Raw genomic sequence first — 20,679 nt, 5'->3', positions numbered from 1 at the left:
GACGGACCCGACCCGTTCGGTTCTACCTTCCCCGCCGACGTGCCCGCGGGGCTCTCTTCCGAAGGCTCCCCGGTGATGGCCGGATCGATGCCTGTGCCCTCATGCTAGCGCGCCCGGGCGGCGGATCCGGCGGCTCAGCCGCCGAGCTGGGACCGGTACGCGTCGGCGCGCCACGGGAGCTCGAGCACGTCGCGCCCCGCCGTGTCCGGGTGGCCGGCCAGGAGCGTCCGGATGTCGTCGAGGAGGCGGGCGCGCGCGTCCTCGGGCAGCGTGCTGACGACGCTGATGGACCCGGCGAACGCCACCGCGTCCTCCGGCGACAGGCGCTGGACGTGCGGGAAGGACGCGTGCTCGACCGGGCCGAAGCCGGGGAACGGGCCGGGCTCGGGGGCGGTGTTGGAGGAACGCGACCCCGCCGGGTGCAGCAGGGCGTCGAACTCGCGGACCCAGTCGACCTCCGTGTCCAGGTTGTTCCACACGATGCCGAGGCGCCCGCCGGGTCGGAGGACGCGGGCGCACTCGCGCGCCGCCTCGCCCGCGTCCATCCAGTGCCACGCCTGCGCGACGAGGACCGCGTCCTCCTCGCCGTCGCCCAGGGGGATCGCCTCGCCGCTGCCCGCGCGGACGTCGACGTCGGGGGCGGATGCGGCGAGCACCCGGCGCATCCCGGCGTCGGGCTCCACCGCGGTGACGGCGAGGCCGCGGGCGGCGAGGAGCCGGGTGAGCTTGCCGCTGCCGGCGCCCAGGTCGACGACGCGGCGGGAGCCCGCGGGGAGCATCCAGTCGACGGCCTCGTCGGGGTACCCGGGCCGCACGCGGTCGTACTGGTCGGCGACCGCGCCGAACGAGGAGGCGAGGTCGGAGCGGGCGGGCGTGCCGGGGGCGTCGGAGGTCATGCGGACATCCTGGCCTCGGCACGTGCGCCGCGGCGCGGCGGTTCCCACCGCCGCGCCGCGGCGCACGCGTCAGCCGAGCCGCGCCGTGGTGCGCTGGAGCCGCATCGGGTCGAGGGCGATGCCCGGGACCGTCGCCGTGCGCCCCGTGACGTCCGTGACGCGCACCGTGTACGGCCCGGCGCCGAGACCCGACGAGGCGAGCCAGTAGCCGTAGGTCGTCCGCGACAGCGGCACCCATGTCGCGCCGACGCGGACCTCGACCGAGCGGAGCTCCGTCCCCGCGTCGACGACCTGGATCGCCGCCCAGTACGCGGACGACCCCTCCTTCAGGCGGAACGCGAGCGGCGGGACCGTCGGCGCCGCGACGGGCGCGTAGGAGATGGGGATGATGCCGGCGTCGTAGTCGCCGATGGCGCGGAACGCCTCCTCGCTCAGGTCGAGGTGCCCGTGCTCGCACTCGGGGCACTGGTCCGCGACCTCGACGCGCACCGTCCCCTTCGGGCCGGTGACGTCGAGGTAGGTGCCGCACGCGGCGCTGCCGGCGTAGTCGTCCGGGCCGACCGCGACGTAGAGGCGGTTCGCGGGGATGGCGGGGAGCGAGCAGTTGCCGTTCGTCGGGTTGCCGTCCGGGCCGAGCGAGTAGTGCGTGGCGCGGCCGGATCCGGCGGCGACGGCCGACGCGGATCCGGCGGGCGCGACCGCCGAGAGGCCGGCGATCGCGATGAGCAGGGCGAGCAGGGCGGGGAGTGCCCGGAGGCGGCGGGCACGGCCGGGATGCCACCGGGTGCCCTCCCGTCGCGGGCGGTCGGCGAGGGCGTGGATGAGGTGCATGGCGTCTCTTCTCATCTCGAGGGAGCGGCGCGGTCGCGCCGCGCGGCCAGGGTAGGACCGCACCCTCCCGTCGCGGAAGGGCCGCGGCCGACGCCCTCTGCTCGTTCGCCGGCAGGACGCGCGGCGTTCAGCTGGCGGCGACGGCGACGGAGGCCGCGAGAGCCGGGCGGAGCGGATCCAGCGCGCGGCGCACCGCGTCCTCCAGCGGACCCCGGCCGACCCCGTCGGCGGCCCAGGCCATGACGGCGGCGGCCGTGGCCGCGGCGACGACGGACGCCGCCACGCGCACGGGGCCGTCCGACGCGCGTCGGCCGGTCGCCCGGGCGAGGGCCTGGGCGACCGGATCCACGAGCGGCGCGGCCCGCGCGACGCCCTCCCCCGCGACGTCGGCGCCGAGCCCCATGACCTCGTGCTGCGTGAGCGCGAGCGGCAGCCACCCCTCGCCCCGGCTCCGGGCGGCCGTGGCGATCGCCTCGACCACCGCGTCGACAGGGGCCCCGCCAGCACCCGTCGCGATCGCCTCGACCACCGCGTCGACAGGGGCCCCGCCAGCACCGACGCCGGCGACCGCCGCGCCCGCCTCGCGCAGGGTGTCATCGAGGCCCGCCCAGAGCAGGTCGGCCTTGGAGGCGAAGTAGTTGAAGAAGGTCGCGCGGCTGACCCCGGCGCGCTGGGCGATCTGCTCCACGGTGGTCGCCGCGTACGTGTGCTCGAGGAAGAGCTCGGCGGCCGCCTCCTCCAGGGTCGCGCGCGACGAGCGGCGCGGGCGGCCGGCGGGACGGGCGGAGGTCATGCGCCCATCCTCGCGCACCGTCGTCGGCGCCCTCGCGTATTGTTGGACGCGGTACAGAAACCACCCGCACCAGCGCCCGTCGGCGCGCACATCGGAAGCACCCATGATCCCCACCCCGCGCGCCCGCGCCCTCGCGGGTCTCGGCGCCCTCGCCGCGACCGCCCTCGTCCTCACCGGCTGCACGACCGGCACCCCCGAGGCGTCCACGACCCCGGTCTCCGGCGGCACCCTCGTCTACGCCTCCGGCGACGCGGAGCCCGACTGCCTCGATCCGCACGTCGGCGGCAACTACCCGCAGGCGCTCGTGTCCTCGCAGTTCCTCGAGCCGCTCGTGTCCCTCGACGGGAAGGGCGGGATCACGCCGTGGCTCGCCGACAGCTGGACCTGGAGCGACGACGGCCTCGGCCTCACGCTCGAGCTCCGGCAGGGCGTGTCCTTCACCGACGGCACGCCGTTCGACGCGGACGCCGTGGTCGCGAACATCCGGCACGTGCAGGATCCCGCCACGCTCTCCTCCACCGGGTACCTCGCGCTGCAGGCCGTGACGGACGCGACCGTGGTCGACGCCGACACGGTGCAGCTCACGCTCCAGGCGCCCGACAGCGCGCTGCTCGAGTCGCTCTCGCAACCGTGGCTCGCCATGGAGTCGCCCGCCGGCATCTCCCGCGGCACGGACGCGAACTGCGCGCAGCCCATCGGAACGGGACCGTTCAGCGTCGAGCGCTGGGACCGACAGCAGTCCATCTCCCTCGTGCGGAACGACGCCTACTCCTCGCCGCCCGCGGACGCCGCCCACACCGGCGCCGCCTACCTCGAGCGCATCGACTGGCGCTTCCTGCCCGACGCCGCCTCGCGCTACGCGGCCCTGCAGAGCGGCGAGGTCGACGTGATCGACAACGCCCAGCCCGACGCCATCGCCTCCGCGACCTCCGGCGGCACGCTCGGCGAGCTCGACGCGCCGCGACCGGGGGCGTCCAACCGCATCGAGCTGAACTCCGGCCGGGCCCCCTTCGACGACGAGCGCGTGCGCGAGGCGTTCATCCGCTCGGCCGACGTCGACGCGGGCATCACGGCGCTGTTCCAGGGCGCCGCGGAGCGCTCGTACTCGCCGCTCGCGAGCACGGAGCCCGCGGCCGTCTCCGACCCCGACCTCTTCGGCATCGACGCCGACCGCGCCGCCGCGCTCCTCGACGAGGCGGGCTGGTCCACGAAGGACGCCGACGGGATCCGCACGAAGGACGGGAAGCGGCTCACGCTGCGCTTCCCCGTGAGCACCAACCAGTCGATCCCCGCCGAGCAGTCGCTGTTCGAGCAGATCCAGGCCACCACCAAGCAGGTCGGGTTCGACGTGCAGCTCGAGCCGATGGACCTCGGCCGCTGGTACGAGGCGCTGGGCGACGACGCGTACGAGCTCGTGAGCGCGCCGTACACGAAGGCGGGGCCGGACGTGCTGCGGATCCTCTACGACACCTCGGGCATCACGCCCGCGCCCAGCGGCTACTTCGCGAACCACGCCAAGGTCTCCGTGCCCGAGATCGACCGGGCGCTCGCCGAGGCCCGCTCCACCACCGACCTCGACCGCCGCAACGCGCTCTACGCCGACGTGCAGCGGCGTGTGATGGCCGGGCACTGGATCCTGCCGCTCTACGACCAGCAGAACCACTTCCTGCACGGGACGGCCGTGCAGGGCCTCCGCGCGCTGCCGTCGGTGGCGACGCCCACGCTGTACGACACCTGGCTCGCCCGGTGACGCGGGGCCGCAGCCGGCCCGTGTCCGCCGCCCGCGCGCCCGCGCTCCTGCGGGCCGCGGGCGCGCGGATCGGCGGCGCGGTTCTCGTGCTGTGGGCGGTCGCGACCGTGACGTTCCTCGCGGTGCGCCTGATCCCGGGCGACCCGGCGCAGGCGATCCTCGGCGGCCCCGGCTCGCAGGCCCCGCCCGAGGCCGTCGCCGCCGTGCGCGCCGAGTACGGGCTCGACCAGCCGCTGCTCGTGCAGTACCTCGCGCAGCTCGGCCGCCTCGCGCAGGGCGACCTCGGCCGGTCCTACGCGCTCCGCGAGGACGTGGTCGCGGTGCTCGCGCGGCAGCTGCCGGGCACGCTGCTGCTCGCGGTGCTGGCGCTCGCCGTGGCGTGGATCCTCGCGCTCGCCCTGGCGTTCGTCTCCACCGGGGCCGGGCGGGTCGCCGCGGCGCTCGGCGCGGGGATCGAGATCGTCGCGGCGTCGCTCCCGCACTTCTGGATCGGGGTGGTGCTCATCCTCGTCTTCTCCACCGGCCTCGGCTGGCTGCCGGCGGTGAGCGGATCCTCTCCGGCGGGCCTCGTGCTCCCCGTGCTGACGCTCGCGATCCCGCTGGCCGGGTTCCTCGGGCAGATCATGCGCGAGGCGCTCCTCGAGGCGCTCGACTCGCCGTTCGCGCTCGCGGCCCGGGCGCGCGGGGAGTCCGAGTCGGGCGTGCGGCTGCGGCACGCGCTCCGGCACGCCGCGGCCCCGGGCATCGCCCTCTCCGGCTGGGCGTTCGGGTTCCTCATCTCGGGCGCGGTGGTGGTCGAGCAGATCTTCGCCCGCCCGGGCCTCGGCCGCACGGCGCTGTCGGCCGTCACGAGCCGGGACGTCCCGGTGATCGTCGGCGTCGTGCTGGTGGTGGCGGTCGTCTACATCGTGCTCACCGCGGTCACCGACCTGCTGGCGCGCCTCGTGGATCCGCGCCTCGTCGACGCGCGCACCGGGCCCGTGCCATCTGCGGCCCCTGCACCCCCGCTCGACTCGTCGACTCCCGCCGGCGCGCCCGCCCCGCAGGCGGCCGCGCGATGAGCGACCCCCGCGCCGAGACGCTGCTCACCGCGGCGCCGTCGCGTCCGCCCGTCCGGATCCTCGCGATCGCCGGCACCGCAGGCGCCGCGCTCGTGGTCGCGCTCCTCGTGGCCGCCGCCCTCGCGCCCGGTCTCCTCGCGCCCGGCGACCCGCTCGCCATCGCCCCCGCGGAGGCCTTCCGCGCGCCGGGGCCCGGCCACCTCCTCGGCACCGACGAGTCCGGCCGCGACGTGCTCACGCGCGTCGTGCACGGCGCCGGCCCGAGCCTCGTGATCGGGGTGAGCGCGACCGCGATCGGCCTCGGCCTCGGCGCGGTCCTCGGCCTCGCCGCCGCGCTCCTCGGCCGTGTCGCCGACTTCGCGGTCAACCGCGTCATCGAGGTCGTCTTCGCGTTCCCCGGGCTCCTCCTCGCGCTCTTCCTCATCGTGATCCTCGGGCCCGGCATCGGCAGCGCCACCCTCGCCGTGGGCGTCTCGGCCGCGCCCGGATACGCGCGCATCATCCGCGGCCGCGTGATGTCGGTGCGGCGGTCGCCGTACGTGGAGGCCGCGACCGTGCTCGGCCGTCCTCCGCTCGTGGTGCTCGCGCGGCACATCCTGCCGAACACCGCAGCGCCGCTCTTCGTGCTCGGGACCCTGGGCGTCGGCCAGGCCATCGTGTGGGCGTCGTCGCTCAGCTACCTCGGGCTCGGCACGGTTCCGCCGGATCCCGAGTGGGGCGCCATGCTCGCCGCGGGCCGCACCTACATCGGCTCCGCGCCGTGGCTGACCGTGGTGCCGGGCCTGATGATCGTGCTCACGGCGACGGCCTCCACCGTGCTCGGCCGCGCGCTCGAGCGACGGGTGCGCGAGTCGTGAGCGGCGGCCCCCACCCAGCGGCGGACTCGGCGTCCGGCGCGCGCGTCGCCTCCGAGGCGCCCGTCGCGTCCCTCGCGCTCCGCGTCGAGGACCTGCGCGTCTCCTTCGGCGGCGTGCCCGTCGTGCACGGCGTCTCGCTCCGCATCGCGCCGGGCGAGTGCCTCGCGCTCGTGGGCACCTCGGGATCCGGGAAGAGCGTCACCGCCCGGAGCCTCCTCGGCCTCGCCGGCGCGGGCGCCCACGTGGAGGCGGACGCCCTCGAGATCGGCGGCCGCGACCTCCGCGCCGCCACGCCCCGCGAGTGGCGGCGCGTCCGCGGATCCGGCGTGGGCCTCGTCCTGCAGGACGCGCTCTCGTCGCTCGACCCGCTCCGCCCCGTCGGCCGCGAGATCGGCGACGCCCTGCGCCTGCACGGCATGCGGGACGCCCGCGCGCGGCAGGCGCGCGTCATGGAGCTGCTCGAGCGCGTCGGCATGCCGGATCCCGGGACGCGCGTCCGCCAGCGCGCCGGCGAGCTCTCCGGCGGCCTCCGCCAGCGCGCCCTGCTCGCGGCCGCCATCGCCCTCGACCCGCCGCTGCTCGTGGCCGACGAGCCGACGACGGCGCTCGACGCGACGGTGCAGGCGCGGATCCTCGACCTCCTCGGCGAGCTGCGCGGCGCCGGCCAGGCGACGCTGCTGGTGAGCCACGACCTCGCCGTGGTCGCCCGGCTCGCGGACCGCGTCGCGGTCATGCACGACGGCCGCGTCGTCGAGGAGGGCCCCACCGCGGACGTCCTCCGCGCGCCCGCGCACAGGCGGACGCGCGCGCTGGTCGCCGCCGTGCCGACGGGCGTGCCGCGCGGGGTGCCGCTCTCGGAGGAGCGGATCGCGGCGGCGGCCCCCGGCGCCCCGGCATCCGCCGACCCGGGCCGCGACGACCGCCGCCCCGCGTCCACCTCGCCGGAGGACCGCGGCGTCGCCCTCCGCGCCGCCGGCCTCACCCGCTCCTACCGCGACCCCGGCGGATCCGTCCGCACGGCCGTCGACGACGTCTCCCTCGAGGTCCGCCGCGGGCGCACGCTCGGGCTGGTGGGCGGATCCGGCTCCGGCAAGACGACCGTCGCGCGCCTCCTGCTCGCGCTCGAGGAGCCCGACGCCGGCACCGTGACCCTCGACGGCGCGCCGTGGAGCGGCATCCCGGAGCGGGAGCGCCGCGCCCGCCGCCCCCGCGTCGGCGCCGTGTACCAGGATCCGCTGGCCTCGTTCGACCCGCGCTGGACGGTCGACCGCATCCTGCGCGACGCCCTCGCCGTCGCCGACCCGCGCGGGCCGGACGACCGCGACTCCCCCGCCACGCTGCTCGCACAGGTGGGGCTCGAGCCCGCGCTGCTGCGCCGCCGCCCCGCGCGTCTCTCCGGCGGGCAGCGCCAGCGCGTCGCCATCGCGCGGGCCCTGGCCGCGCGGCCGGACGTGCTCATCTGCGACGAGCCCGTCTCCGCGCTCGACATCGCCGTGCAGGCGCAGGTGCTCGACCTGCTCGACGAGCTGCAGCGCCGCCTCGGCCTCGGGCTGCTGCTCATCTCGCACGACCTGGGCGTCGTCGCGCACATGAGCGACGAGGTCGCCGTGATGAGCGAGGGCCGCGTCGTCGAGCGCGGATATGCCGAAGACGTGCTCCAGCGTCCGGCGCATCCGGTGACGCGGGCGCTCCTCGACGCCGTGCCGAAGCTGGATCCGGGCGCCGCGCCGCGCTGACGGCCACCCGCCCGGACCCGCGGACGACCGTCGCGCGCCGGCGTCAGACGCCCGCGTGCCGGTCGAGGAACGCGTACAGCTCCCGGTCGTCGACCCCGGGGAACGAGCCGCGCGGCAGGGGCGCGAGGATGTGCGCGTGCAGCCGCGCGCTCGGCCACGCGCGGTCGCGCCAACGGCCCGCGTCCTCCGGATCCGCCCGCCGGCAGCACGACTCGTCCGGGCACCGCGACACGCTCCGCGCCGTCGTCTCCCGCCCGCGGAACCACTTCGCGTGCGCGAACGGCACCCCGAAGGAGATCGAGTACTCGCCCTCGGCCGTCGACCCGGTCTGCGTCGAGCACCAGAAGGTGCCCGCGGGCGTGTCCGTGTACTGGTGGAACTCGGTCGTGCGGTTCGTGCGGTCGAAGGCCCCGCGCGCCGCCCACTCCCGGCACACCGGCTGCCCCTCCACCGCGCCCGTGACGTCGACCGGCAGCGGCAGCCCGTCGTTCTCGTACGCCTTGTAGACCGCGCCGTCGCCGCCGACCCGGAGGAAGTGCACGCGGAGGTCGAGATGCGTGGTGCTGATGTTCGTGAGCCGGAGCGCCGCCGCCTCGTGCGTCACGCCGAACGCGTCGCGGAAGTCCTCCACGGCGAGGTCGCGCCTGGCCTTGGCGTCGCCGAGGAACTCGACCGACTGCGTGAGCGGCATGAGGCAGGCCGCCGCGAAGTAGTTGATCTCCAGCCGCTGCCGCAGGAAGTCGGCGTAGCTCGCGGGCTCCTCGTGCCCGAGCACGCGGTGCGCCATCGCCTGCAGCGCCATCGAGCGGAGTCCGTGTCCGCCGGGGATGGACGCCGGCGGCAGGTAGATGCGCCCCTCCCCGAGGTCGGTGACCGAGCGCGTCGAGCGCGGCAGGTCGTCCACGTAGATGAGCTCGAAGCCGAGGCCCTCGGCCATCCGGCTGACGCTCCGGTGCGAGAGCGCCCCGGCACGGTGGCCGACGTCGGCGAGCATCCGCTCGGCCAGCTCCTCGATCTCGGGGATATGGTTGTCGCGCCCGCGCATCATCAGCCGCTGCTCGGTGTTCGCGCGCCGGGCCTCCTCGGGCGTCGCGATCGACTCGCGGGCACGGCGCGCGAGCTCGCGGTGCAGGCCGACGAGCGCCTCGAGCGTCTCCTGCGGCAGCGCACGGCTCGCGGGCACGGCCGGCAGCCCGAGCGAGCCGTAGAGGGAGGAGCGCTGGGCCCGGTCGAGCTCGATCTCGAGGGCCGAGCGGGCGTCCGGCGCGTCGGCCGCGAGCAGGTGCGTGACGTCCACCCCGAGCGCCCCCGCGATGCGCCCGAGCGTCGAGAGGCGGGTCTCGCGCCGGCCGTTCTCGATCATGCTCAGCTGGCTCGGCAGGATCCCCGCCCGCTCCCCTAGCGCCTGGAGCGTGAGCCCGGCCCCCTTCCGCGCGTGCCGGATGCGGCGGCCGATGACGAGCTGGTCCATTCCTTCACCTCTCCGTGAACATCGGCGCTTCTTCACGCCGATTGATCCCCGAACCCCATCCTGACCGGTCGCAGGCTGGAACAACAGACCGATCGACGAGGACGGACCGACATGACCACCATCCAGGACGCACCCCCGCTCACCGCCGCCGGACCGCGCGCGGCCGATCCCGCCGCCGCGGACGCCGCGGCAGCGCCCGCCGCGGCAGCGCCCGATGCCGCTCCCCTGCCGCCCGGCACGGCCGCCCCCGGGCTCTGCCGCGATCCCCGGATCGCCGCCTGGGTCGCCGAGGTCGCCGCGCTCACGCTGCCGGACCAGGTCGTCTGGTGCACGGGCAGCGTCGCCGAGTACGACCGCATCACCCGGCAGATGGTCGACGCCGGCACGCTCATCCGGCTGAACCCGGAATGGCGCCCGCACAGCTTCCTCGCCCGCAGCGACCCGGCCGACGTCGCGCGCGTCGAGGACCGCACCTTCATCTGCTCCGCGCAGGAGTCCGACGCCGGCCCCACGAACAACTGGCGCGACCCGGCGGAGACGCGCGCCGAGCTCCGGGAGCTGTTCGCCGGATCCATGCGCGGACGCACCCTCTACGTCGTCCCGTTCTCCATGGGGCCGCTCGGCGGCGCGATCTCGCAGCTCGGCGTGCAGATCACCGACAGCCCCTACGTCGTCGCGAGCATGGCGCTCATGACCCGGATGGGCGACGACGCGCTCCGCCTCATCGGACCGGACACCGCGTGGGTCCGCGCGCTGCACGGCCTCGGCGCGCCCCTGGTGGACGACGCCGGGCGCCGCTCGGCCGACGTGCCGTGGCCGCACAACGCCGACAAGCGCATCTGCCACTTCCCCGAGGAGCGCGAGATCATGTCGTTCGGATCGGGCTACGGCGGCAACGCCCTGCTCGGCAAGAAGTGCTTCTCGCTCCGCATCGCCTCGGCCATGGCGCGCGACGAGGGCTGGCTCGCCGAGCACATGCTCCTCATCCGCGTGACGAGCCCCGAGGGCCGCCGCTTCCACATCGCCGCCGCGTTCCCGTCGGCGTGCGGCAAGACGAACCTCGCGATGCTGACGCCCACCATCCCCGGCTGGACGGTCGAGACGCTCGGCGACGACATCGCCTGGCTGCGCCCGGACGTGCAGGGCCGCCTCCGCGCCGTGAACCCCGAGCGCGGCCTCTTCGGCGTCGCGCCCGGCACCGGCGCGGCGACGAACCCCGTCGCCATGGACACGATCTGGGGCAACGCGATCTACACGAACGTCGCCCTCCGCCCCGACGGCGACGTGTGGTGGGAGGGCATGACCCCCACGCCGCCCGCCGGGCTCGTCGACTGGCAGGGGCAGCCGTGGTCACCCGCCTCCGGCACGCCCGCCGCGCACCCGAACGCGCGCTTCACCGTGGGGATCGAGCAGTGCCCGACGCTCGCCGACGACTGGGACGACCCCGACGGCGTGGTGGTGGACGCGATCCTCTTCGGCGGGCGCCGGGCGACCAACGTCCCGCTCGTGGCCGAGGCCGACGACTGGGAGCACGGCGTCTTCGTCGGCGCGACCATGGCCTCGGAGCGCACCGCCGCGGCGGAGGGCCGGGTGGGCGAGCTCCGCCACGACCCCTTCGCGATGCAGCCCTTCGTCGGCTACGACATGGCCGACCACTGGCGGCACTGGCTCGATGTCGGCGCGGGACTCGGCGCCGGCGCCCCGCGGGTCTTCCAGGTGAACTGGTTCCGCAGGGGCGACGACGGCTCCTTCCTCTGGCCGGGCTTCGGCGAGAACGCGCGCGTGCTCGAGTGGGTCGTCCGCCGCGTCGAGGGCCGCGTGGACGTCCGGCCGAGCCCGGTCGGCGGCCTGCCCCTCCCGGACGACCTGGACGTCGCCGGGCTCGACCTGGCGGAGGGCGCGCTCGACGAGCTGCTGGCGCTGGATCCGGGCTCCTGGCTGGAGGAGCTCGACGCCGTGGATGCGCACTTCGCGCGCTTCGGCGGCCGGGTCCCCGACGAGCTGACGGCCCGCATCGACGCCATGCGCCGGGCGTTCCGCGCCGCCCGGGAGGACGCCGACGCCTGATGCCCGCGCCGGATGCGGGGCCCGCGACGGTCCCCGCATCCGGCCGTCGCGCCCCCATCCGGTAGCCTGATCCCCTCACAGAAGGCACCTCACCATCGACACGGTGCCGTCCACATCGAGGGAACCGGAGCACGCATGGCTGACGAACGACGTCCGGACACCGCGCAGGAGGCGACCGGCCAGGTCGCCCGGGTCCCCGACAAGCCGGCCCTCGAGGGCCTCGAGGCCAAGTGGGGCGACCGCTGGCAGGCCGACGGCACGTACGACTTCCGCCGCGACGAGGCCGCCGCGGGCACCGTCTTCTCCATCGACACCCCGCCGCCCACGGCGAGCGGCTCCCTCCACATCGGCCACGTCTTCAGCTACACGCACACCGACGTGATCGCCCGGTACCGCCGGATGCGCGGCGAGAGCGTCTTCTACCCGCTCGGCTGGGACGACAACGGCCTCCCCACCGAGCGCCGCGTGCAGAACTTCTACGGCGTCCGCTGCGACCCCACGCTCCCCTACGACCCGTCCTTCCAGCCCGCCGAGACCGGCGGCACGTCCAAGCCGGGCGACCAGCGGCCGATCTCCCGCCGCAACTTCATCGAGCTGTGCGAGCGCCTCACCGAGGAGGACGAGAAGCAGTTCGAGGACCTCTTCCGCACGCTCGGCCTCAGCGTCGACTGGCGCCAGAGCTACCGCACCATCGGCCAGGAGGCGCAGGTCGCGTCGCAGCGCGCCTTCCTCCGCAACCTCGCCCGCGGCGAGGCGTACCAGGCCGACGCCCCCACGCTCTGGGACGTCACCTTCCGCACCGCGGTCGCGCAGGCCGAGCTGGAGGACCGCGAGCAGCCGAGCGCGTACCACCGCCTCGCGTTCCACCGCTCCGGCGGCGACGACGTGATCATCGACACCACGCGCCCCGAGCTCCTCGCGGCCTGCGTCGCCCTCGTCGCGCACCCCGACGACGAGCGCTACCAGGGCCTGTTCGGCACGAACGTCACGACACCCGTCTTCGGCGTCGAGGTGCCCGTGCTCGCGCACCACCTCGCGCAGCCCGACAAGGGATCCGGCATCGCCATGGTCTGCACCTTCGGCGACCTCAACGACGTCGTCTGGTGGCGCGAGCTGCAGCTCGAGAACCGCGCGATCGTGGGCTTCGACGGCCGCATCGTCTCCGAGGCGCCCGCCGCCATCACGTCCGAGGCGGGCCGCGAGGCGTACGCCGCCCTCGCCGGCAAGACCGTCTTCTCCGCGAAGGCCGCGATGGTCGAGCTCCTCACCGAGTCCGGCGAGCTCCTCGGCGAGCCGCGCAAGATCACACACCCCGTCAAGTTCTACGAGAAGGGCGACAAGCCCCTCGAGATCGTCTCGACCCGCCAGTGGTACATCCGCAACGGCGGCCGCGACGAGGAGCTGCGCGAGCGCCTCCTCGGCCGCGGCCGCGAGATCGGGTTCGTGCCCGACTTCATGCGCGTCCGGTACGAGAACTGGGTCGGCGGCCTCAACGGCGACTGGCTCGTCTCGCGCCAGCGCTTCTTCGGCGTGCCGCTGCCCGTGTGGTACCCGCTCGACGCCGACGGCAACCCGGAGTTCGCGAAGGCGATCACCCCGACGGAGGACCAGCTTCCCGTCGACCCGTCGTCGGATCCCGCTCCCGGATACACCGAGGACCAGCGCGGCGTCCCCGGCGGCTTCCAGGGCGAGCTCGACGTCATGGACACCTGGGCCACCTCGTCCCTCACCCCGCAGCTCGCGGGCGGCTGGGAGCGCGACCCGGAGCTGTTCGACCTCGTCTTCCCGTTCTCGATGCGCCCGCAGGGCCAGGACATCATCCGCACGTGGCTCTTCTCCACCGTCCTCCGTGCCGAGCTGGAGCACGGCCAGGCGCCGTGGAGGACGGCCGCGATCTCCGGCTGGATCCTCGACCCCGACCGCAAGAAGATGTCGAAGTCGAAGGGCAACGTCGTGACCCCCGCGGCCACGCTCGAGCAGTTCGGCTCCGATGCCGTGCGCTACTGGGCCGCGTCCGCGCGCCTCGGCGTCGACGCCGCGATGGACCCGCAGAACCCGACGCAGATCAAGATCGGCCGTCGCCTCGCGATCAAGGTCCTCAACGCGGCGAAGTTCATCCTCTCCTTCGAGGCGCCGGAGGGCGCCCGGGCCACGCACGCCATCGACGTGGGCATGCTCGCCGCCCTCGCCGAGGTCGTCGAGACCGCCACCACCGCGCTCGAGGAGTACGACCACGCCCGCGCGCTCGAGGTCACGGAGAGCTTCTTCTGGACCTTCTGCGACGACTACCTCGAGCTCGTCAAGGACCGCGCGTACTCGGCCGACGCCGACCCGGCCGACCGGGGATCCGCGGTCGCGGCCCTCCGCGAGGCGCTCGACGTGCTGCTGCGCCTGTTCGCGCCGTTCGTGCCGTTCGCGGCCGAGGAGGCGTGGAGCTGGTCGCACGACGGCTCGATCCACACCGCGTCCTGGCCGACCGCGCCGACCCCGGATGCGCCGGCGACCGGCGGCACGGCCGACCCGCGCCTGCTCGCCCTCGCCGGCCGGGCGCTCGTGGGCATCCGCCGCGCCAAGACCGACGCCAAGGCGTCGCAGAAGACCCCGGTCGCCGAGGCCGTGGTCTCCGCTTCGCCGGAGGACATCCGCTCGCTCGAGCTCGTGGCCGAGGACCTCCGCGCCGTGGGCCGCATCACCGACCTGACCTTCACCGAGGGGGACGGCCCCGCCGTCACCCGCATCACGCTCGCGACCGCCGAGCAGCACGAGGAGACCGACGCATGACCATCTCGATCCGCCCCGTCCGCGACGGCGACTTCTTCCCCTGGTTCGACCTGTTCGCCGGCTACGCCGAGTCCTACGGCACCGAGCTGACGGACGAGGCGGCCGTGCTCGCCTGGAGCCGCCTCATCGACGACGCGCACGCGAGCACCGCGCTCGTCGCCGTCGACGACGCGCACGAGGGCGCCCTCGTCGGCCTCGCGCACTTCCACCGCTTCGCGAGGCTCGCGCGCGGCACCGACGGCCTGCTGGTCGACGACCTCTACGTGCGCGAGATCTCGCGCCGCCAGGGCGTCGGCGAGCAGCTCATCGGCGCGGTCGCCGAGGTCGCGCGCCGCGACGGCGCGAGCATGCTCCGCTGGATCACCGCCGAGGACAACGCCGACGCGCAGCGCCTCTACGACCGGGTCGCCCGCCGCACCACGTGGGTCACCTACGAGCAGGACGTCTGATGCAGCTCGGCACGCGCTGGCCCGTCGGCGGCACCGCCCCGGCGGAGCTCCCCGAGGTCGTGCTCCTCGCCGTGAAGACCGTCGAGTCCGACGTCGTCGCGCTCGACGCGGACACGTCCCAGTGGCGCTGGACCCTCACCTGGCTCGAGCGGAAGCCCGTGGTCGAGCTCGACGACGGCACCGTGATCCGCTACGACCCGATCGAGGACGCGGCCACCATCACGATCCCCGGCGAGAGCACCGACGACCCGTTCGACGACTGACGCGTCGCCGCGACGCGGAGACGCCGCACGAGGAGGCCCGCCCGACCACGCGTCCGGCGGGCCTCCTCGCGTCCGGCGGGCCTCCTCGCGTCCGGAGACGGGGACGGGGACGGGGGCGGCGGCGGCGGCGCCGGGTCAGCGGCGCGCGAGGATCTCCCCGTGCGGCATCGCCAGGAACCCGTCGGCGTCCGCCGCCCACTCCTGCCAGCCGGCCCGGATGGCCTGCAGGTCGTCGTCGGAGGCGAAGCCGCCCTCGAGCGCCTGACCGGCGAAGGAGGAGGCGACGGCGCGGTCGGCCCACGCGCCTCCCCACCACGCGCGCTCGTCGTCGGAGGAGAAGCACCACACGGACGCGCTGGACGCGACGTCGGTGAAGCCGGCCCGGTGCGCCCAGGCCTTGAGCCGGGATCCGGCGTCGGGCTCGCCGCCGTTGGCCCGGTGCACCGGGAGGTAGACGTCGGCCCAGAGCCGCAGCCCGTCCGTCTCGGGGAAGAGCGCGACCTTCGAGTAGACGACGTCGCGGGCGGCCACGAGCCCGCCGGGACGCGTGACGCGCCGCATCTCGGCCAGCGCCCGCACGGGGTCGCCGACGTGTTGGAGGACCTGGTGCGCGTGCACGACGTCGAACGACGCGTCGGCGTAGGGCAGCTCGTACACGGATCCGGAGACGAACTCGACGTTCGCCGTGCCCTGCTGCTCCGCGAGGGCGACGGCCTGCCGCACGACCTCCTCGGACATGTCGATCCCCACCACGCGCCCGGGAGCGACGATGCGCGCGAGCTCCACCGTGATGGTCCCGGGCCCGCTGCCCACGTCCAGCACGTCGAGCCCGGCCCGCAGATGCGGTTCGAGGTAGGCGGCGGAGTTCCGGACGGTGCGTGCGCTGTGCACGCGGAGGACGCTCTCGTGGTGGCCGTGGGTGTATCGCTCGCTGTTCACCCTCCGAGCTTAGGTCGGCGCCCGGCCTAGGCTCGCTGTATGACGACGCCCCCGAACCCCTTCCTCGAGCCGAGCCCCCTGCCCTCCGGGATGCCCCCCTTCGACGATATCCGGGAGGAGCACTTCCGCCCCGCGTTCGAGGCCGGGATCGCCGCGCACCTGGCGGAGGTGCGCGCCGTCGCCGACTCCCCCGGGGCGCCGACGTTCGAGAACACGCTCGTCGCCCTCGAGCGCGCGGGGAGGATCCTCGACCGCGTCTCCCACGTCTTCTTCACGCTCACCTCGTCCGACAGCTCCCCGTTCACCCGGGAGCTCGAGGCGGAGATCGCCCCCGAGCTCACGGCCCACGAGGACGCGATCCGCCTCGACGCCGCGCTCTACGCCCGCATCCGCGCCGTGCACGAGGGGCGTCACGACGCGGGCCTCGACGCCGAGTCCGTGTACCTGGTCGAGCGGTACCTCGCCGAGTTCACGATCGCCGGCGCCGGCCTCGACGACGACGCCAAGGGGCGCCTGCGCGACCTCAACCGCCGACTGTCGGTGCTCACGACGCGCTTCGAGTCGAACCTCCTCGAGGACACCAACGACCTCGCGGTCGTCGTCGACGACCCGGCCGAGCTCGACGGACTTAGTGAGGGCGCGATCGCCGCCGCCGCGCAGGCCGCCGCCGACCGCGGGCTGGAAGGGAAGCACCTCATCACGCTCGTGCTGCCCACGGGCCACCCCTACCTCGCCCAGCTCACGGACCGGGGGGTGCGGCAGCGCATCATGGAGGCGTCGCTCGCACGCGGCGCCCGCGGGAACGCGCACGACAACCGTCCGCTCGTGCTCGAGATCACGCGCCTCCGCGCCGAGCGTGCCGCCCTCCTCGGCTTCCCGAGCCACGCCGCCGCCGTCACGGCCGATCAGACGGCCGGGACCCCGGAGGCCGTCGCCGAGATGCTCGGCCGCCTCGCCCCGGCCGCGGCCCGCAACGCCCGCGCCGAGGCCGTCGAGCTGCAGCGCGTGATCGACCGCACGCAGGAGGAGCGCGGCGAGCCGACCTTCGAGCTCGCCGCATGGGACTGGGCGTTCTACAGCGAGAGGGTCCGCACGGAGCGCTACGCCGTCGACACCGCGCGCATGCGCCCCTACCTCGAGTCCGAGCGCGTGCTGCACGACGGCGTCTTCCGCGCGGCCACGGAGCTCTACGGCGTGACGTTCGCCGAGCGGGACGACATCACCTCCTACCACCCGGACGCGCGCGTCTTCGAGGTGCGGGACGAGGACGGCTCCCCCGTCGGCCTCTACGTGCTCGACCTGCACACGCGCGACTCGAAGCGCGGCGGCGCGTGGATGAACCCGCTCATCTCGCAGAGCGACCTCCTCGGCACGCTCGCCGTGGTGCTCAACAACCTCAACGTGCCGAAGCCGCCCGCCGGCCAGCCGACCCTCCTCAGCTACGACGAGGCGAACACGCTGTTCCACGAGTTCGGCCACGCCCTGCACGGTCTCTTCGCGCGCGTCACGTACCCGCGCTTCGCCGGCACCAACGTCTTCCGCGACTTCGTCGAGTTCCCGAGCCAGGTGAACGAGATGTGGATGCTGTGGCCGGAGATCCTCGCGTCCTACGCCGTGCACCACGAGACGGGTGAGCGCATGCCCGAGGAGCTCGTCGCCGCGGTGCGGGCCTCCTCCGCCTTCAACGAGGGCTTCCTCACGAGCGAGTACCTGGGCGCCGCGCTCCTCGACCAGGCATGGCACCGTCTCGGCGTCGACGACGTCGTCGAGGACGTGGACGCGTTCCAGGCCGATGCCCTCGCGGCGGTCGGCCTCGACGTGCCCGCGGTCCTCCCCCGCTACGCGTCGAGCTACTTCCAGCACACGTTCGCGGGCGGCTACGACGCGGGGTACTACTCCTACATCTGGAGCGAGGTGCTGGACGCGGACACCGTCGAGTGGTTCCACGAGAACGGCGGACTCACACGCGCCAACGGCGACCGCTTCCGCTCCCGGCTCCTCGGCGTGGGCGGATCCCGGGACCCGCTCGAGGCCTACCGGGACTTCCGCGGCCGCGACGCCGTGATCGAGCCGCTCCTCGAGCGCCGCGGCCTCGCCGACTGATCCGCGTCCCCGGACGACGAGAGCGCCGCACCCCTGAGGGTGCGGCGCTCTCGTGTCGCGGTGCCGCGTGCCGCGGCACGGATCAGGCGGACTTCTCCGCGCGGAGCATGGACGCGCGCGGCACGATGGTGGGCGCCGCGTTCTGCACGACCGACTCGCGCGTGATGACCACGCGCCCCACCTCGTCGTCCGAGGGGATGTCGAACATGATCGGCCCGAGCACCTCCTCGAGGATGGCGCGGAGCCCGCGGGCTCCCGTCTGGCGGAGCACCGCGAGGTCGGCGATGGACTCCAGCGCGCCCTGCTCGAACTCCAGCTCCACGCCGTCGAGCTCGAACATCTTCTGGTACTGGCGCACGAGGGCGTTGCGCGGCTTGGTGAGGATCTCCATGAGCGCCCGCTGGTCGAGCTGCGTGACGGTCGTGACGACGGGCAGCCGGCCGATGAACTCGGGGATGAGGCCGAACTTGTGCAGGTCCTCCGGGAGCACCTCGCCGAACACGTCGGCGTTCACGTCCTTGCGGTGCAGCGGGGCGCCGAAGCCGATGCCCTTCTTGCCGGCGCGCTGGCTGATGATGTCCTCGAGGCCCGCGAAGGCGCCCGCCACGATGAAGAGCACGTTCGTGGTGTCGACCTGGATGAACTCCTGGTGCGGGTGCTTCCGTCCGCCCTGCGGCGGCACCGAGGCGACCGTGCCCTCGAGGATCTTCAGCAGCGCCTGCTGCACGCCCTCGCCCGACACGTCCCGCGTGATGCTCGGGTTCTCGGCCTTGCGCGCGATCTTGTCGACCTCGTCGATGTAGATGATGCCGGTCTCGGCGCGCTTCACGTCGTAGTCGGCGGCCTGGATGAGCTTCAGGAGGATGTTCTCCACGTCCTCGCCGACGTAGCCGGCCTCGGTGAGCGCCGTGGCGTCGGCGACCGCGAAGGGGACGTTGAGCCGCTTCGCCAGCGTCTGCGCGAGGTAGGTCTTGCCGCAGCCCGTGGGCCCGATGAGCAGGATGTTGCTCTTGGCGATCTCGATCTCCTCGCCCACGGCCTCCGCCGGGCCGATGGTGCCCACCGCGCGCACGCGCTTGTAGTGGTTGTAGACCGCGACGGACAGGGCGCGCTTGGCGGCCTCCTGCCCGATGACGTACTCGTCGAGGAAGCCGAAGATCTCCTTCGGCTTGGGGAGGTCGAACTCGCCCGTGGTCTCCTCGCTGGCCTCGGCCAGGCGCTCCTCGATGATCTCGTTGCAGAGCTCCACGCACTCGTCGCAGATGTAGACGCCCGGTCCCGCGATCAGCTGCTGGACCTGCTTCTGGCTCTTCCCGCAGAAGGAGCACTTGAGCAGATCCGCGCTCTCGCCGATGCGTGCCATGAATGCCTCCCCGGAAGTCGTGCGGTGTGCCACGAGCCTAACCCGTGCATGGGACATCGCCCGGACCCCTGGGAGGACGGCCCGTCGCGTGGTAGCGCGGCGTCACACGGCGCAACACGCGGGTGCGCCCCAGCCTCGGTCGCCCAGCATGTCCGCATGACCGAGAACTCCGCCACCGCATCCCCCGACGCGCTGTCCTTCGCCTACTGGGTCCCGAACGTCTCGGGCGGCCTCGTGACGAGCGACATCGAGCAGCGCACGCACTTCGACTTCGACTTCAACGTCCGGGTCGCCCAGCTCGCCGAGCGGAACGGCTTCGACTACGCCCTCAGCCAGGTCCGGTACGCCGCGTCCTACGGCGCCGACCAGCAGCACGAGTCCACGTCGTTCTCCCTCGGCCTCCTCCTCGCCACCGAGCGCCTCAAGGTGATCGCCGCCGTGCACCCGGGGCTCTGGCACCCGGGCGTGCTGGCCAAGTGGATCATCACGGCCGACCACATGTCGCACGGCCGCGCCGCGGTCAACGTCGTCTCCGGCTGGCTGAAGGACGAGTTCGTCGGATTCGGCGAGCCGTGGCTCGAGCACGGGGAGCGCTACCGCCGCACGGAGGAGTTCATCCGCGTGCTCCGCGGCCTCTGGACGGAGAAGGACTTCACGCACCTGGGCGACTTCTACCGGATCCACGACTTCACGCTCAAGCCGCCGCCCGTCGCCGTGCCCGGCCGCGCGCACCCGGAGATCTTCATGGGCGGCAACAGCACGGACGCGCGGGAGATGGGCGGCCGGGTCACCGACTGGTACTTCTCCAACGGCAAGGACTTCGCCGGCTTCGAGGAGCAGCGCGACGACGTGCTCGCCTCGGCCCGCGCCGCCGGACGGGCTGAGCGCGTCAGGTTCGGCCTCAACGGCTTCGTCATCGCGCGCGACACGGAGCAGGAGGCGCAGGACGTGCTCGAGGAGATCATCGCCAAGGCGAACCCGGATGCCGTGGAGGGCTTCCGGCAGGCGGTGAAGCAGGCGGGATCCTCCACGGGCGACGGGAAGGGCATGTGGTCGGACTCCACGTTCCGCGACCTCGTGCAGTACAACGACGGCTTCCGGACGGGCCTCATCGGCACGCCCGAGCAGATCGCGCGCCGCATGGTGGAGTACCGCAAGCGCGGGGTGGACCTGCTCCTGCTCGGCTTCCTGCACTACCTCGAGGACATCGAGGTGTTCGGCACGCAGGTGCTGCCTATCGTGCGGGAGCTGGAGCGCGAGGCCATCGAGCGCGGCGAGATCGCGGAGCCCGCGGCCTGACGCGTCCGGGCGAAAGGAAG

Annotated in this window: 16 protein-coding genes; 10 read left to right on the top strand and 6 right to left on the bottom strand. The window is 74.2% G+C overall.

The window, feature by feature from the left end; genetic code table 11:
- Nucleotides 1-134 precede the first annotated feature (134 nt).
- The 3 genes from ACU4ZT_RS07745 to ACU4ZT_RS07735 form a co-directional block, all read right to left on the bottom strand.
- Nucleotides 135-896 (bottom strand): class I SAM-dependent methyltransferase, encoded by a 762-nt coding sequence (locus tag ACU4ZT_RS07745; protein WP_445338589.1) that lies wholly within the window; start codon nt 894-896, stop codon nt 135-137.
- Nucleotides 897-965: 69 nt separating this feature from the next.
- Complete coding sequence (locus ACU4ZT_RS07740; RefSeq protein WP_445338587.1) at nt 966-1,727, bottom strand: expansin EXLX1 family cellulose-binding protein; 762 nt, start codon at nt 1,725-1,727, stop codon at nt 966-968.
- Nucleotides 1,728-1,854: 127 nt separating this feature from the next.
- On the bottom strand, nt 1,855-2,520 hold the full coding sequence (locus ACU4ZT_RS07735) for a TetR/AcrR family transcriptional regulator (protein WP_063072771.1): 666 nt from the start codon (nt 2,518-2,520) through the stop codon (nt 1,855-1,857).
- Nucleotides 2,521-2,623: 103 nt separating this feature from the next.
- Between ACU4ZT_RS07735 and ACU4ZT_RS07730 the strand changes: the two genes are divergently transcribed.
- From ACU4ZT_RS07730 to ACU4ZT_RS07715, 4 genes are all read left to right on the top strand, one after another.
- Nucleotides 2,624-4,270, top strand: coding sequence for an ABC transporter substrate-binding protein (locus ACU4ZT_RS07730; RefSeq protein ID WP_445338585.1), 1,647 nt, complete (start codon nt 2,624-2,626; stop codon nt 4,268-4,270).
- A complete protein-coding gene (locus tag ACU4ZT_RS07725; RefSeq protein ID WP_063072769.1) occupies nt 4,267-5,331 on the top strand; it encodes an ABC transporter permease in 1,065 nt (354 codons plus the stop codon). The genes ACU4ZT_RS07730 and ACU4ZT_RS07725 overlap by 4 nt, the downstream gene beginning before the upstream one ends.
- Nucleotides 5,328-6,188, top strand: coding sequence for an ABC transporter permease (locus tag ACU4ZT_RS07720; RefSeq protein WP_063072768.1), 861 nt, complete (start codon nt 5,328-5,330; stop codon nt 6,186-6,188). The genes ACU4ZT_RS07725 and ACU4ZT_RS07720 overlap by 4 nt, the downstream gene beginning before the upstream one ends.
- A 92-nt stretch (nt 6,189-6,280) precedes the next feature.
- Nucleotides 6,281-7,924, top strand: coding sequence for a dipeptide ABC transporter ATP-binding protein (locus tag ACU4ZT_RS07715; RefSeq protein ID WP_445338638.1), 1,644 nt, complete (start codon nt 6,281-6,283; stop codon nt 7,922-7,924).
- 43 nt (nt 7,925-7,967) lie between these two features.
- Here the strand turns inward: ACU4ZT_RS07715 and ACU4ZT_RS07710 are convergent, their stop codons facing one another.
- Nucleotides 7,968-9,395, bottom strand: a complete 1,428-nt coding sequence (locus tag ACU4ZT_RS07710) for a helix-turn-helix domain-containing protein (RefSeq protein WP_063072767.1) — start codon at nt 9,393-9,395, stop codon at nt 7,968-7,970.
- Between the two features lie 111 nt (nt 9,396-9,506).
- On the opposite strand from ACU4ZT_RS07710, the gene ACU4ZT_RS07705 reads away from it, so the two are divergent.
- The 4 genes from ACU4ZT_RS07705 to ACU4ZT_RS07690 all read left to right on the top strand — a co-directional run bounded on the left by ACU4ZT_RS07705 (nt 9,507) and on the right by ACU4ZT_RS07690 (nt 14,955).
- Nucleotides 9,507-11,462 (top strand): phosphoenolpyruvate carboxykinase (GTP), encoded by a 1,956-nt coding sequence (locus tag ACU4ZT_RS07705; RefSeq protein ID WP_270980314.1) that lies wholly within the window; start codon nt 9,507-9,509, stop codon nt 11,460-11,462.
- Nucleotides 11,463-11,597: 135 nt separating this feature from the next.
- Nucleotides 11,598-14,243, top strand: a complete 2,646-nt coding sequence (gene valS, locus ACU4ZT_RS07700) for a valine--tRNA ligase (RefSeq protein WP_445338583.1) — start codon at nt 11,598-11,600, stop codon at nt 14,241-14,243.
- Nucleotides 14,240-14,692 carry a GNAT family N-acetyltransferase gene (locus ACU4ZT_RS07695; RefSeq protein WP_063072765.1) on the top strand — a complete coding sequence of 151 codons (453 nt, stop codon included), beginning with the start codon at nt 14,240-14,242 and terminating at the stop codon, nt 14,690-14,692. Before valS ends, ACU4ZT_RS07695 begins: the two co-directional genes overlap by 4 nt.
- Nucleotides 14,692-14,955, top strand: a complete 264-nt coding sequence (locus ACU4ZT_RS07690; protein ID WP_063072764.1) for a hypothetical protein — start codon at nt 14,692-14,694, stop codon at nt 14,953-14,955. Before ACU4ZT_RS07695 ends, ACU4ZT_RS07690 begins: the two co-directional genes overlap by 1 nt.
- A gap of 135 nt (nt 14,956-15,090) precedes the next feature.
- On the opposite strand, the gene ACU4ZT_RS07685 is transcribed toward ACU4ZT_RS07690, so the two are convergent.
- Nucleotides 15,091-15,894: a methyltransferase domain-containing protein gene (locus ACU4ZT_RS07685; RefSeq protein ID WP_063072763.1), complete on the bottom strand. Its 804-nt coding sequence runs from the start codon at nt 15,892-15,894 to the stop codon at nt 15,091-15,093.
- A 39-nt stretch (nt 15,895-15,933) separates the two neighbouring features.
- On the opposite strand from ACU4ZT_RS07685, the gene ACU4ZT_RS07680 reads away from it, so the two are divergent.
- A complete protein-coding gene (locus ACU4ZT_RS07680; RefSeq protein ID WP_445338581.1) occupies nt 15,934-17,997 on the top strand; it encodes a M3 family metallopeptidase in 2,064 nt (687 codons plus the stop codon).
- An 82-nt stretch (nt 17,998-18,079) separates the two neighbouring features.
- Here ACU4ZT_RS07680 and clpX read toward each other — a convergent pair whose 3' ends face one another.
- Nucleotides 18,080-19,360, bottom strand: coding sequence for an ATP-dependent Clp protease ATP-binding subunit ClpX (clpX, locus tag ACU4ZT_RS07675; protein ID WP_063072761.1), 1,281 nt, complete (start codon nt 19,358-19,360; stop codon nt 18,080-18,082).
- 156 nt (nt 19,361-19,516) lie between these two features.
- Here clpX and sfnG point away from each other — a divergent pair, with 156 nt between their 5' ends.
- A complete protein-coding gene (gene sfnG, locus ACU4ZT_RS07670) occupies nt 19,517-20,659 on the top strand; it encodes a dimethylsulfone monooxygenase SfnG (protein ID WP_063072760.1) in 1,143 nt (380 codons plus the stop codon).
- Nucleotides 20,660-20,679: the final 20 nt, after the last annotated feature.

The sequence above is a fragment of the Clavibacter davisi genome (genome assembly GCF_052751415.1).
This window is presented reverse-complemented; position numbering and strand designations above follow the sequence as displayed.

Excerpts from the sequence above, each read along its gene's own strand:
- ACU4ZT_RS07730 (WP_445338585.1), top strand. The coding sequence starts at position 2,624 with ATGATCCCCACCCCGCGCGCCCGCGCCCTCGCGGGTCTCGGCGCCCTC.
- ACU4ZT_RS07710 (WP_063072767.1), bottom strand. The coding sequence starts at position 9,395 with ATGGACCAGCTCGTCATCGGCCGCCGCATCCGGCACGCGCGGAAGGGG.
- ACU4ZT_RS07680 (WP_445338581.1), top strand. The coding sequence starts at position 15,934 with ATGACGACGCCCCCGAACCCCTTCCTCGAGCCGAGCCCCCTGCCCTCC.
- ACU4ZT_RS07720 (WP_063072768.1), top strand. The coding sequence starts at position 5,328 with ATGAGCGACCCCCGCGCCGAGACGCTGCTCACCGCGGCGCCGTCGCGT.
- ACU4ZT_RS07735 (WP_063072771.1), bottom strand. The coding sequence starts at position 2,520 with ATGACCTCCGCCCGTCCCGCCGGCCGCCCGCGCCGCTCGTCGCGCGCG.
- sfnG (WP_063072760.1), top strand. The coding sequence starts at position 19,517 with ATGACCGAGAACTCCGCCACCGCATCCCCCGACGCGCTGTCCTTCGCC.
- ACU4ZT_RS07695 (WP_063072765.1), top strand. The coding sequence starts at position 14,240 with ATGACCATCTCGATCCGCCCCGTCCGCGACGGCGACTTCTTCCCCTGG.
- valS (WP_445338583.1), top strand. The coding sequence starts at position 11,598 with ATGGCTGACGAACGACGTCCGGACACCGCGCAGGAGGCGACCGGCCAG.
- ACU4ZT_RS07745 (WP_445338589.1), bottom strand. The coding sequence starts at position 896 with ATGACCTCCGACGCCCCCGGCACGCCCGCCCGCTCCGACCTCGCCTCC.
- ACU4ZT_RS07740 (WP_445338587.1), bottom strand. The coding sequence starts at position 1,727 with ATGCACCTCATCCACGCCCTCGCCGACCGCCCGCGACGGGAGGGCACC.
- clpX (WP_063072761.1), bottom strand. The coding sequence starts at position 19,360 with ATGGCACGCATCGGCGAGAGCGCGGATCTGCTCAAGTGCTCCTTCTGC.
- ACU4ZT_RS07690 (WP_063072764.1), top strand. The coding sequence starts at position 14,692 with ATGCAGCTCGGCACGCGCTGGCCCGTCGGCGGCACCGCCCCGGCGGAG.
- ACU4ZT_RS07705 (WP_270980314.1), top strand. The coding sequence starts at position 9,507 with ATGACCACCATCCAGGACGCACCCCCGCTCACCGCCGCCGGACCGCGC.